Origin of the sequence: Aridibaculum aurantiacum, from assembly GCF_017355875.1 — a bacterium.
In the GTDB taxonomy this organism is placed as follows: Bacteria; Bacteroidota; Bacteroidia; order Chitinophagales; family Chitinophagaceae; genus Segetibacter; species Segetibacter aurantiacus.
In genome coordinates this window covers 388,553-401,955 of the sequence record NZ_JAFEWC010000003.1, presented here as the reverse complement: position 1 = coordinate 401,955, position 13,403 = coordinate 388,553, and the positions used below count along the sequence as shown (strand labels likewise).

General features: G+C 43.0%; 11 protein-coding genes. 2 read left to right on the top strand and 9 right to left on the bottom strand.

Going from position 1 to position 13,403, the window contains the following annotated elements:
• Positions 1-377: 377 nt before the first annotated feature.
• From J4N22_RS15330 to J4N22_RS15310, 5 genes are all read right to left on the bottom strand, one after another.
• Positions 378-2,444, bottom strand: coding sequence for an alpha-ketoacid dehydrogenase subunit alpha/beta (locus J4N22_RS15330; protein WP_207496015.1), 2,067 nt, complete (start codon positions 2,442-2,444; stop codon positions 378-380).
• Positions 2,445-2,677: 233 nt separating this feature from the next.
• Positions 2,678-3,289: a fumarylacetoacetate hydrolase family protein gene (locus J4N22_RS15325; RefSeq protein WP_207496013.1), complete on the bottom strand. Its 612-nt coding sequence runs from the start codon at positions 3,287-3,289 to the stop codon at positions 2,678-2,680.
• Between the two features lie 97 nt (positions 3,290-3,386).
• Positions 3,387-3,968 carry an aminoacyl-tRNA hydrolase gene (gene pth, locus J4N22_RS15320; protein ID WP_207496011.1) on the bottom strand — a complete coding sequence of 194 codons (582 nt, stop codon included), beginning with the start codon at positions 3,966-3,968 and terminating at the stop codon, positions 3,387-3,389.
• A 147-nt stretch (positions 3,969-4,115) separates the two neighbouring features.
• Positions 4,116-4,697 (bottom strand): 50S ribosomal protein L25, encoded by a 582-nt coding sequence (locus J4N22_RS15315; protein WP_207496009.1) that lies wholly within the window; start codon positions 4,695-4,697, stop codon positions 4,116-4,118.
• A gap of 28 nt (positions 4,698-4,725) precedes the next feature.
• A complete protein-coding gene (locus J4N22_RS15310; RefSeq protein WP_207496000.1) occupies positions 4,726-5,691 on the bottom strand; it encodes a ribose-phosphate pyrophosphokinase in 966 nt (321 codons plus the stop codon).
• Positions 5,692-5,852: 161 nt separating this feature from the next.
• Here J4N22_RS15310 and radC point away from each other — a divergent pair, with 161 nt between their 5' ends.
• A complete protein-coding gene (radC, locus tag J4N22_RS15305) occupies positions 5,853-6,539 on the top strand; it encodes a RadC family protein (protein WP_207495998.1) in 687 nt (228 codons plus the stop codon).
• A gap of 165 nt (positions 6,540-6,704) precedes the next feature.
• Positions 6,705-7,079: a four helix bundle protein gene (locus tag J4N22_RS15300; protein ID WP_207495996.1), complete on the top strand. Its 375-nt coding sequence runs from the start codon at positions 6,705-6,707 to the stop codon at positions 7,077-7,079.
• 98 nt (positions 7,080-7,177) lie between these two features.
• Here the strand turns inward: J4N22_RS15300 and J4N22_RS15295 are convergent, their stop codons facing one another.
• The 4 genes from J4N22_RS15295 to J4N22_RS15280 form a co-directional block, all read right to left on the bottom strand.
• Positions 7,178-7,492 (bottom strand): DUF3467 domain-containing protein, encoded by a 315-nt coding sequence (locus tag J4N22_RS15295; protein ID WP_207495994.1) that lies wholly within the window; start codon positions 7,490-7,492, stop codon positions 7,178-7,180.
• A gap of 102 nt (positions 7,493-7,594) precedes the next feature.
• Positions 7,595-8,548, bottom strand: coding sequence for a DUF1735 domain-containing protein (locus J4N22_RS15290; protein ID WP_207495992.1), 954 nt, complete (start codon positions 8,546-8,548; stop codon positions 7,595-7,597).
• Positions 8,549-8,585: 37 nt separating this feature from the next.
• Positions 8,586-10,037 carry a SusD/RagB family nutrient-binding outer membrane lipoprotein gene (locus tag J4N22_RS15285; RefSeq protein ID WP_207495990.1) on the bottom strand — a complete coding sequence of 484 codons (1,452 nt, stop codon included), beginning with the start codon at positions 10,035-10,037 and terminating at the stop codon, positions 8,586-8,588.
• Positions 10,038-10,060: 23 nt separating this feature from the next.
• Complete coding sequence (locus J4N22_RS15280) at positions 10,061-13,294, bottom strand: SusC/RagA family TonB-linked outer membrane protein (RefSeq protein ID WP_207495987.1); 3,234 nt, start codon at positions 13,292-13,294, stop codon at positions 10,061-10,063.
• Positions 13,295-13,403 lie beyond the last annotated feature (109 nt).

Sequence of the window (13,403 nt, the reverse complement as noted above, 5' to 3'; positions counted from 1 at the left end):
AAAGTTTATAAGTATTCTATTTGCCCTACTGTACCTATGACACTATGTGTTACAACTCCTTTTTCAACACATAGGTTCATAGGATGATAGATAACATAGGAATGATGATGAACGTTAAATGCCTCAAAAGTTTATAAGTATCTATGTGCCCTACTGTACCTATGTCTCTATGTGTTATAGATCCTCATTCAACACATAGGATCAAGGATAATAGATAACATAGGAGATGATCAACGTTAACTGCCTCAAAAGATTATTAATACTATTCTATGTGCTCTACTGTACCTATGTCTCTATGTGTTAACAATCCTTATTCAACACATAGGGACATAATGTCATAGATAACATAGTTACGATACCGATCGGCTCTTTGTTTTTCAGGCCTTCAATAGTTCCACCAGCTTTTCATAAACTTTATCAGCAGTAGGCAGCATAGCTGCTTCGAGCACAAGGTTAATAGGTACAGCAGGAAGATCAAGTGCGCCCATGGTTTCGATGGGTGCATCAAGGTATTGCCAGCAGTTTTTTGTAACACGATGTGCAAGCGCTTGTATGAATGAATTTGTCAATTGCTCTTCTGTAAGTAACAAGCATTTGCCATGTCGCTTTACCGCTTCTTCTACCAGCTCTTCATCCAGTGGAGATAAGGTGCGCAGGTCTATTATCTCTACCTGCCCTGGCAGTTTAGCTGCGGCTGCTTTTGCCCAGTAAACACCCATACCGTAAGTAATAACACAAGCTGTTTCACCTGATGCCACCTTCTCTTCACTGGCGTGCAGCACAATATTTCCTTTACCTAATGGCAGCACATAATCGGCAGCAGGCTCTATGGTTTTGGCGTCTTCCGTTCCTGGAACTTTACTCCAATAAAGCCCTTTATGCTCCAGCATTACCACCGGATTAGGATCGTAATAAGCCGCCTTCAACAAACCTTTCATATCAGCAGCATTGGAAGGATAGCACACCTTAATGCCTTTGATGGTAAGCAAGGTGCTCTCTACGCTGCCACTATGATATGGACCACCACCACCATAAGCACCTATTGGCACACGCAGCACCATGCTTATTGGGTACTTGCCATTGCTCAGGTAGTTGGATTTTGATATCTCCGTCACCAGTTGATTGAGGCCGGGATAGATATAGTCAGCAAACTGAACTTCAACAAAAGGTTTTAATCCTAATGCTGATAAACCAATGGTGCTACCAATGATATAAGCCTCTTGAATAGCAGTATTGAATACACGATGATCACCAAATTTTTCAGCAAGTGTAGCAGCTTCCCTGAACACACCACCCAGTCTCCTGCCTACATCCTGGCCGTATAACAAGGCTTCTTCATGTTGCTGCATTAATTCTTCTATAGCATGAAGTGCAGCATCAACCATTATCACTTTTTCACCTTTAGCAGGTGTACGTTCACCACTCTCTTCTGTAACTGGCGTAGGAGCAAAAACATGATCTGAAACGGTAGAAGGTGAAGGATCGGCAGCAGCACATGCATCTTCAAAAGCCTGCTTAACTTCCGCTGCGGCATCTGCTTCAATTTGCTGCAGCTGCTCTTCTTTAATTCCTTCCTGCAATAGCCTATCACGAAGTTTTGGCAGCGGATCGTTTGCTGCATGTTTTTGGAGATCTTCGGAGCTACGGTAAAACTCACGCCGCACCCCACTTGTATGATGACCTAATAAAGGCACTTTAGCATGCACCAGTACCGGCTTTCTCTCAGCACGTACATATTGCACAGCCTCGTGCATCGCCTTGTAGCTGGCAGGAAAATCATTGCCATCGCAGGTGATGCGACCCATTCCTTTAAAACCAGCTGCATATTCATAGGCATCCATGGCACGAGCCTCTGCAGCGCTTACACTTATACCCCAATCATTGTCCTGCACCAGGTAAATGATGGGCAGTTGCTTCAAAACAGCAAATTGAAAAGCTTCACTTACTTCCCCTTCGGTCACGCTATTATCACCCAATGAGCATATAACCACTGGCGCTTCTCCACCACTACCTCGTTTCAGCAGCGGCGACTGCGTCTGCTCCAGGTATTGTATACCTTGTGCTATACCCGTAGTAGGTATAGCCTGCATTCCTGTAGCACTGCTTTGATGAATGATACGTGGCTTGTCATCAGCCTTACTGGATGGATGACAATAATAGGAACGACCACCACTGAAAAGATCATCGGCCTTTGCCAGCAACTGAAGCATTAGTTGATAAGGAGTAAATCCTACAGACAACATAATGCTGTCGTCGCGGTAGTACGGGCTTACAAAATCGCATGGCAGCAGTTGCATACCAGTGGCTATTTGTATTGCCTCGTGCCCGCGAGATGTAGAATGAACATATTTGCAAATGGAGCGGTTGGCTTCGTAAGTGTCTGCCATCGCTTTGGCAGTGACCATTCTTTTATAGGCAAGGAGTAGTATATCGGGAGTTAGCATGTAGTAGTAGTACAGTATTTAAGCAATCGCTGTAAAAATAGCGGTTAAAGAAGTATCTGCATGAAGTTGTACAACATCGCCTTGCATTTTACTGCAGCACTAGCTTTTTCATATTTACATAATTGCTTGGGCTTATTTTTAAACCATATAAGAAATGCTTCAAGTAAAATCTGGTATATAAAAAAAGTATGACCACAATGATGATCATACTTCATGTTATTTATCAAAAGCAATTATTTTATCTCTAGCTCAAACACTTTTTCCTGCTCGAAAAAACCTTCTAATATATCGCCTACTACACACTCGCCTACACCTGGAGGTGTACCGGTAAAAATAAGGTCACCAATATTTAATGAGAAGTAATTTGAGATGTGTGATATGATCTCATCGAACGGGAAGAGCATATCAGAGGAAAGACCTTTCTGAACATATTCACCATTACTCTTCATGCTAAAGTTGATGGGCTTTTTTTGCATGTCTGCAGTTACATCTTTCCATTGTCCTACAACGGCTGAATTGTCCCATGCTTTTGCTTTTTCCCAGGGAAGACCTTTCTTTTTTAGTTCTTGCTGTACATCACGGGCGGTGAAATCTATACCAACCGTTATAGCATTGTAATACTTGCTTGCCTGTCGCTGCGGAATGTATTTTCCATTCTTGCAGATACGTAACACAAGCTCCGCTTCATAATGCAATTCATTGCTAAACTCAGGATAATAGAACGGTGTATGTGATTGAAGCAACGCACTTTTCGGCTTCATAAATATTACAGGTTCTGTGGGTACATCATTACCTAACTCCTTGGCATGATCTACATAGTTTCTACCAACGCAGAAGATTTTCATAGTCTTGAAATTTTAAAACAATACACCAGATAATCATGGGAGGGGGTTGAGCGATTATGTTGATGATATTTTAATGTTGATATATAACGCAGGAATCTCAATTTATTGTGGCCTCCCAGGTATTTATAAGGTTCATTGTACGTGCTATTCCAACTGCTGCAAAACTTTCGATGGCTTCTATACTCTTGTCAATTTTCTTGTTAATGACAGGCAGCTCATCGTCGGACCATCTACCCAATACAAAATCTACCTGTGCTCCTTTCTTGTAATTGCTGCCTATTCCAAACCGCAACTTGGGATATTTATCTGTACCTACAGTAGCCTGTATATCCTTTAATCCATTGTGACCTGCATCGCTGCCACTTCCACGAAGCCTTAGTTTAGTAATAGGTAGCGCAAGGTCATCCACTACCGTAAGCGTTTGCTCAAGGTCTAGCTTTTCTTTATCAAAATGATATTTGAATGCCCGGCCACTCAGGTTCATATAGGTGGTAGGCTTAATGCAAATAAAGATCTTGCCCTTCCAGCGTACTTCTGCTACATGGGCATGGCGACTGTTGGCAAAGCTGCCTCCATGTTTCTGAACAAATGCATCCAGCACATCGAAGCCTATGTTGTGGCGTGTATGCGCGTATTCGCTACCAATATTTCCAAGGCCAACAATCAGGAATTTATTCATAGGTCGACAAAAATAGTTGATTAGCAAAAACTGTGGCATTCGCAAGTTCAACAAAATCAAAAGACTAGCTGAAAATTTACGACCTAAACAGCATATAAAACAAAAAAACCCGGCACTGGCCGGGTTCCTGTATAAGGTATAAAAGAATTATTTCTTCTTTCCTTCGCTGGCTTCTTCTTGCTTCAGCTGACGAGTCATTACTACAGAAGCAATAGGAATACGTGGGCTGTTCAGGATTTCCATGTTACCAGCATTCACGTCTTCTACACGAACGTTACCGTTCAATTCCAGGTTAGAGATATCAAGTGTGATAGCTTCAGTAAGGTCTTTAGGTAAAGCTTTTACTTTCAGCTGCTTCATTTTTACTACCAATCTACCACCAGCTTTAACACCTGTAGGTGTACCTGTAAGGTGAAGAGGCAATGTAGCGATCACTTTCTTATCTTCTACCAGTTCAAGAAAATCTATGTGCAAAAGTTGATCTGTAACCTTATCAAACTGCAGGTCTTTCAAAATGCAGGTATAAGAAGTTCCATCAACATTTACTTCAGCTTTCATGAATTCGCTGGTGTATACGATCGGCTTGAAAGCTTTGGCAGGAGCTGCAAAGCTCACTTCCTGGGCACCCCCGTAAATTACACCAGGCACAAGTTCCTGAGAGCGGAGTTGGCGGGTGTCTTTTTTGCCCTTGCCGGTCCTCAGTTGTCCTTCGATTGTAATTGTCTTCATTATTGTGTGTTTAAAAAAAATGACATTGTTAAATCTTTTCTCCGCGGCGCGCTTTCAGCTGGCTGTGGATGAAAAGACTGGTAATACTCCGGTTTTCGTATGCATTCCTGATTGCTATAGCAAAAAGGTCAGCAACAGAAAGAACTTTGATCTTCTTCGTTTCTCTTTTCACTGGAATGGTATCGCAAACCACGAGTTCTTCCAGTACACTATTCTCTATATTCTCGTAAGCGTTACCACTTAAAACCGGGTGTGTACAAAGTGCTCTTACACTCTTTGCGCCCTTGTCTTTCAACAGACTAGCTGCTTTTGCAAGGGTTCCGCCGGTATCACATATATCGTCTATAAGAATAATATCCTTGCCTGTCACATCACCAATTACCACCATGCTGGCTATCTCGTTGGCGCGTTTGCGATGCTTGTCGCAAATCACCATTTCACAATTGAAATAGCTGGCAATTTCCCTTACACGATTGGTACTACCCACGTCAGGGGCGGCAAAAGTAAGGTTTTGAAGCTTAAGTTTTTCTATATAAGGTATAAAAATGGCTGAAGAGTCAAGATGGTCTACAGGTATGTCGAAGAAGCCCTGTATCTGTGGTGCATGCAGGTCCATGGTTATCACCCTGTCGGCACCGGCGGCAACCAACAGGTTAGCTATCAGTTTGGAACCTATCGCCACACGTGGCCTGTCTTTCCTGTCCTGCCGCGCATAGCCGTAATACGGCATTACCACGATGATCTTGTAAGCACTAGCCCTGCGAGCTGCATCTATCATCAGCAACAACTCCATCAGGTTATCGGTAGGTGCACAGGTGCTTTGAATCAAAAAAACATAATCGCCACGGATGCTTTCCATGAACACCGGTTGAAACTCACCATCGCTGAATTTCTGGATGTTGATTTTTCCAAGAGGAGCCCCGAAGCGTTGCGCAATTTTAGTAGAAACCGATTGTGAACCTGTACCAGAGAAGATTTTTATAGAAGGATTCATAACTGGAAATGTGCCGCGAAGATAGGAAACCCTTTGTTGTTTCGGGGAAGGTTTCTTGAAGATGAGCCAATGTTTGGAGATAGAAATATGATTGGAAGGTATATAGACGCAGGTATAAAAGCATTGATTAATAAGTTCAAATTTCTATCTTAAAAGAAAAAATGTCTTCAACCATTAAGCAATGGGCCGAGGATGACCGGCCAAGAGAAAAACTGTTAGCCAAAGGAGCAGATGCACTCACCAATTCAGAATTGATAGCTATTCTACTTCAAAACGGTACGGTACAAAAAAGCGCAGTGGACCTGGCGAAAGAGTTACTGCAAGCTGCCGGTAATAATCTCCAGCGATTGGGTTCGCTTTCGGTAAAAGACATGGTAAATATGAAGATAAAAGGTCTGGGACCTGCCAAAGCAGTAAGTGTGGCTGCTGCACTTCAATTAGGCATCAGGCGGGCTATGGAAGAAAATAAAAAAGATTGCGTAACCTCCAGCCGCGATGTTGCAAACTTTCTAAAGGCACATATCGAATACAAAAAGCACGAGGTCTTCACGGTTCTGTACCTGAACAAAGCCAGCAAGATCAATCACTACGAAACCATCAGCGAAGGTGGCATCAGCGGCACTATTGCTGATCCGCGTATCATTCTAAAAAAGGCTTTGGAGCACAATGCCACCTCCATTATTCTTTGCCACAATCATCCCAGCGGCAGCCTGCGCCCCAGCCGGCAAGACGAAGAACTTACTTACAAAATAAAAACCGCCGCCACCTACTTCGACATCAAAGTCCTCGACCACATCATCGTAAGCGAAGAAGGATTTTACAGCTTTGCGGATGAGGGGATTCTTTAGGGTGCTGGATGGTGGATGATGGATACTGGATGCTGGATGAGTTAATGCTAGATGGTCCGATGGCGGATGCTGGATTGATGATAGTTAGTGTTGCTGATAAAGTGTCACCAGTTACTTCTATAGGTGCTAACTATTGAAGTTTGATGAACTTAAACCTATTATAAGATGAACTACAAAGATCTTGAAGTTTGGCGGCTGGCGAGGGAGGTTGTGATCGAGGTGCATGCAATGTCTTTGCAGCTTCCCAAGTTTGAACAATTTGAAGAAGCGCAGCAAATCAGAAGATCCAGCAAGACTACCAAGGCCTGTATCGTGGAAGGCTACGGACGAAGAAGGTATAAACAAGACTGGATAAAGTTCCTCGTATATGCAATCTCATCAAATGATGAAACTCTTGACCATCTTGAAAATCTATGGGATACGCATTCTTTGACAGACGAAGCCAAATACACAGCTATAGAACAGAACGTAAAACTGCTAGGAAAGAAACTAAATTCCTTCCTTCAAGCTGTAGAGCTCCAACATCAAAGCATCAAATAATCTCACAATTCATAACCTACGTGCTGAACTAACAGTTTCCGATCTAGTATCTACTATCCAGTATCCTCTTTCCTCAATCTAGCATCAAATCTACCCAACTACGCCTGCGCCGTCGGTCCTCCAAAATTCAGCGGTATCTCTACCTGCTCCAGGTCTTTGATTGGACCATTGGCGGCTTCGTAACGATTTACATTATCTTCTAAAGCTTTTAAAAAACGCTTGGCGTGCATAGGTGTAAAAATGATGCGGCTTTTTACTTTGCTCTTTGGAGTACCAGGCATTACGTTCACGAAGTCCATTACAAATTCTGCATGGCTATGGGTAATAATAGCAAGATTGGCATATGTACCTTCTGCTACTTCTTCTGTGATTTCTATATTCAGTTGGCTATTCGGTGCTTGTTGATCAGACATGTCTTAAAAATTGAGTGGCAAAGGTATAGGTAAATGTTTTTTACCAATAAAAAATGGCTGCAGGTAGCAGCCATTTTCATTATTATTTTCAGCTACAATCTGCTAGCGAGGGCCTAAGTAGGTCCATGTTTCGGTGAAAACAGAACGCACAGTAGTTGGTGTTGGCTGCAGCATGTTATACTTGATGTCGATCTTGGTGGGTGTCCATTTATTTATACCAGTAGGATCGAGTTGTGCATAGCGGTTGTTTGGAGATGGCTGACCGTAATAGTTAGTAACGCTTACAATATTGCCATTACCAGATGGATCAAAATTAACTTCCAGGCCAAAGTTGCCATAGTAGGTAGGCGAACCTGCAGCAAGAAAAACATATCCCGGGAAACCGAGCAGCTCATTGTCGTACACTATCACACTATGTTCACCCGAAGTCACCAGTTCCCACTCTAATGGATAAAAGGCGGTAAAGGTAGCATTGGTGTTGTCAACAAAAGTTCCTGTAACGGAATAACGACCATCATATTTATTTCTTGCACCAAACTCTACTACCAACCTGCTTTCAGGCCCTGCATTTATAGCTGCACCTTCTACCCTGTCTATTGCAATACCAATGGCATTAATAACATTCAGGTTCAGCAAAAGTGCATTCACCATAAATGGAACTGTTGCTTTTCGTTGACCCTTTTTTATGATGACAGGCTCACTAAAATCGAATTTAGCAGCTGCTGAAGAATTAGGCAGCGGCGTAAGCGACGTTCCAAAACGAGTATTGTAATCTGTAACCAGCGCATCTACTTTTTTCAGGTAGATTTTTATATCCTGCGATGCAGGCTCGGTGGTATTGGAAAGTTTGATTTCTATATTGGCACTGATGAAAGTATCCTTCAGTGCTATCTCAGCCTTTTTATATCCTGGCCTTCCTTCATTATCATAATAATTATTGAAGTTAACCATTGGCCCACCTTCGTAGTTTACCTCAGGCACAGTCCTGATGTCTTTTCTGCATGCTGTCATTGACAGCAACATCACTAATAATATGGGCAGCTTATTGAGTTTCATGTCTTGCATTTAGTTTGTAATGAATTTGTAGCTGTTATTATTTGTCCCACCAAACCGGTGTATCAGGCGTATCGCCACCTGGCATGGTAGCTACCTGTGAATTGTAATTAGCTCCGTTCAAAGTAGGCTCATTACCAGGATAACCCATTCTCAATGGTATTCTTCTACCAGATGGAGCATCACGTGCAGGCGATAAAGTAGGTACATGTAGGCGGCGCCATTCGCTCCAGGCTTCCTGGCCATTAGGATAAAGTGCTATCCACTTTTGCAACCCGATCTTGCGGAGTATTTCAGCAAAATTAGTGATACCCATACCGATGTTTACTCGTGGACTGGCTATATAAGCAGTATAAGCAGCCTGGTCAAAAACATTCCATTGCTGCCAGCTTAGTTGTATAGCAGTATAATATGCTGATATTTCACTAGCAGCTATCCAACCTCTTAAGGCAGCTTCAGCTTTTATCAAATGCATTTCTGCCGCCGTTATCATATAACCTGGTGCATCCATATTTGTGATAGCCGCACCAATACGTGAATATTGGTTGTTACTACCCCAGTTGGTAATGGCTGATTGGCTCCAACCATAAGGAGCGCCTACAAAAGTATTTGCTGGCGTAGGGTTAGCATATTTCGTAATGCGGCGATCGCCCATCGTGTTCAATGTATCTACAAAAACATTGCTCATCGCAAGGTCATCACGCTGGTCGATCTTAGCATTCCATGGATTGCGGAAGTTGCGGTTGTTCAAATAAGGGAAAGCAGCATTCTCCGTGTTTTCATCTATCCATCCATTTTGATCATTGTAAGCTGCAAGAAATTCAGTCCTTGCTTTAGCCGGATCTACAAGAGAAATGCGCATGGCCAGCCGCATACGCAGCGAATTGGCAAAGCGCTTCCACTTCACGGGGTCACCGCCAAAAAGCAATTCTCCCTGTATGCCCTGCGTGCCTTCAAACTGCGCTACAGCTTCTGTTAGTTCTTTGAAAAGATCAGCATAGATAGCAGACTGTTTATCATATTTTGGAGTGCTTATTCCTTTCAATGCTTCAAAATAAGGAACATCGCCCCAGCGGTCCGTCACTATAGAAAAAGTGTATGCTTTCATGATACGCGCTACAGCAATCTGCGTAACATTAGGGCCAAACTGGCGTGCAGTTGCTGCAGTATTAGCATTCGTGTTCTGTTCAATAATCTCCTGCATATCCTTTAGAATACCTGTATAGTAGGTGCTCCAGTCGCTACGGCTAAGGCTATACAGTGATGCACCAGGATACTGCGTTTCGGTAAAATACTGTACGTATAAACCTGGTACAGCATCAGAAATGGTAAGATCACCTGCAATCTGCCGGCTTATGTTGGTAAATAATTCAGCTGTGCTAGGCACCGCGTTTACCTGCGGGTTTGGGTTTATATTGATATCGCCAAAATCATATTTCTTACAAGAACCCAGTGCAAGAGTGATGGCTAATATGCTTGTTACTATTCTCATTGTGTCTTATTTGAAGATTAAGATTAGAAGCCCAGCTTCAGGTTGATACCAAGAGAACGAGTTCCTGGTAATTGTCCATTTTCACCATTCCTGTTACTAAGCTCAGATGGATCTACGGCAGGATTGTTCTTGTATATCAGCCATGGGTTACGCGCAACAGCCGAAATGAATGCACGCTTTATATACCTACTGTTACGTATGTTGAAAGTATATCCCAGTGACACCTCACGCAGTTTTACATATGTAGCATCGAACACTGACATATCAGCCACACCAGATGTATTATCTGCAAACTGCTTGAAGTAGGTCTTTCCATCTACATAATAATCTACTGGTTTGCCTTCTTCATTTACACCATATACATGTACACCACCGCCATTGGCTACCGGCTCACGTACGTTCACACCATTATCATTCAATTCTGCAGTACGAGCCATCAACCCGCTATAGGTACCAAACCAATCGCTAAGCGAGAAGAATTTACCACCTTGCTGGTAGTCGATAGAAGCAGTCAAACGCCAGCTCTTATAACTGAACTGATTGAAAATACCACCTGTATAGTTAGGCAGTACAGAACCAAAATTTACATTAGCCTCTTCTACAAACAAACCATTGTTATCCAGAACCGGCATACCGTTGATCTTTTTAATACCGAATCCTCTTAGTTGTCCCCACTCCTCGCCTTCGGTATGAACCACAGAAGGGAGAATAAGCGAAGGAGGATTTCCAAACTGCAGACCTTGTGTACGGAAACCAGGAGCAGTAAGATTGATGGTCTTTGTTTGATCAGAGATACGATCAACAAAAGAACGGATGCGTGAGTAGTTGAAAGAAACATCCCAGCTAAAGTTCCTGTTTTGTACAGGCTTCAGATCAAGAGTAAGTTCAATACCATTACGTGTTACTTGACCTACGTTGAATACTTTTTGCGTAAAACCACTTGCTGTAGAGATATCCGTGGTTACAATATCATCGCGTTTTACTTCATGGAAATATGTAGCGCTAAAACCAACCCTGTCCCTGAAGAAACGAAGGTCCATACCAGCTTCGTAAGCTGAATTGATAGTAGGACGCAGATCAGGGTCAACCAAAACATTTGGTACACCTGTATAATAGAACTGGTCGTTGTAACCAATGTTGCTGGTTGTATAAGCAAAGTTGATCCTGTATGGATCGATGTCGTCTGTACCTATCCTTGCCCAGCTTGCACGTAGCTTACCGAAAGAAAGTTGAGGCAAACGCTCCTTCACAAAATCGGAGAAAACAAAGCTAACACCTACTGAAGGTGTCAGGTAGCCATTGTTATTTGCAGGTAAAACTGAGCTATAATCCTGGCGTAAAGTAAGGTCAGCAAATAAGAAGTCTTTGTAACCAACAGTCGCCTTTCCAAAAAAGCTCAGAACTTCTTTATCGTAAAAACCTGCAGACAGCGTTGGTGGCTGTGTTACACTATTAGCAATGGTGAAAACATCAGGCGTTACCAGGCCACCATTGGTGCTGCGGCTTGAGTCGCGGCTATGTATTTTTAAGAAGTTTGCACCAGCATTCACTTCCAGGCTTACGTCGGTGAAAGTTCTCCTGTACGTAGAAAGCAGTTCAAAGTTTTGCTCAAGAAAACGGGAATCGAAAAGTGAATAGCCGGCATATATACCTGACTGCAACGCACCTTCCTGTATGATCTGCGGGATCTTGCTTTCAGCCTTGGTGGTACGGCGGTTGAAACGATAGGTTCCTGTTACATCCCAATTGTTCATTATCTGGTATTTCAAGCCTACATCTCCCAGCAATCTTTGCCTGTTGTTGGTCATAGTTACTGCATCCAGGTAAGAATATGGATTGTACCAATAGTTTCCTTTGTTCAAGCCTGGTGATGTAAAATTGCTGCTTGCACCAGGATCAGAGTGGTTCCATGATGCATATACACTTAATGGTGTTTTCAGGCCGCGCAATTCTTTCATCTTGCGCATATCAATGTCGCGATGAAACCACTGGTTGAAACTACCAGAAGTAAGATTGGAGTAATCATCATCAAAATCGCCCTGTAGCTTTTCAAAAGTGTAGGTAGCGTTGGTAGAAATGGTTAAACGCTTGGCGAGGTCGTAGCTAAGCTGGGTAGATATAAAATTCTTATCCTGTCTTGACCTTGGAATGATACCTGAGCGGCTCAGGTTGGTGAAGGAAACACGCGCTGAATATCTCTCGCCCCCTGAAGCAAGGCTTACGTTATTATTTACCGTTACACCGGTATTGAAGAACTGGCGTATGTTATTTGGCTGTGGCGTGTAAGCTTCTGTTTTAAAAGCACCCGCATGTCCAGGATACCATGCATACCATGGAATATATTGTCCGCCGTCCATACGCGGCCCCCAGCTTTCATCGGTTGAATAGTTATGATAACGCTGACCATTCAGCGGCGCATATTCCGCAGGATGTACACCAGCATTATAATTGAATGTTCTCCAGTTTTCAGTATTTCCACCACCATACACGTCCTGGTAATCTGGCAGCACATTCACTTGTTCTGCAGTGGTAGTATGATTGAAATCAACAACTAGCTTGCGATTACGTGCAGCCTTTTTGGTGGTAATCACTATTACACCACCTTCTGCACGCTGACCATATAAAGCAGTGGCATTAGGGCCTTTCAGCACCGATACATTCGCCACATCATCCATATTGATGTCGACCACGTTGGTAACGATGGTACCATCTACAACATAAATAGCATACTTATCTTTTATAGAAGCAGAACCTCTCAAACGAACATCTCCTGCACTACCCAGCTTAGCACCCGACTGCCCCAGCACCTGTACACCTGCTACTTTACCTGCAAGAGCAGAGGTTACATCGGTTTCTCTTGCCTGTGTAAGCCTGTCGGCAGTTACTTGTTGTGTAGCAAAAGTGGTAGACTTTACACTTCTCGTTATACCCAATGCTGTAACCACTACGGTTGTCAGTTCAGTGTTTTGTGCAGCGAGTGTTACATTGTACACATTCTGGTTGGGTGTCACTTTCACTTCACGTGAGCCACCGCCAACTGCACTTATTACCAGCGTAGCCCCGGGTGTCACTTCTATTTTGAAGTTGCCTTCAGCATCGGCTGCCACACCACCCGTGGCATCCTTTACTTTTACAGAGGCAAATGGAACAGGTTGACCTTTATCATCGACCACCTTTCCTGTAACTACCCTGGATTGAGCGAATGCCATCACTGCAGTAAGCAATAGCATACATAGGAGGGATAAAATTTTTCTCATGTGTTACTTTACGGTTTGTAAATATTGCCAGTAAATATACAGTAATTAACGAACTGTTAAAAATACCTTAACGGCACCGAAACACGTTCAATCACTGCATTTGTTGTGA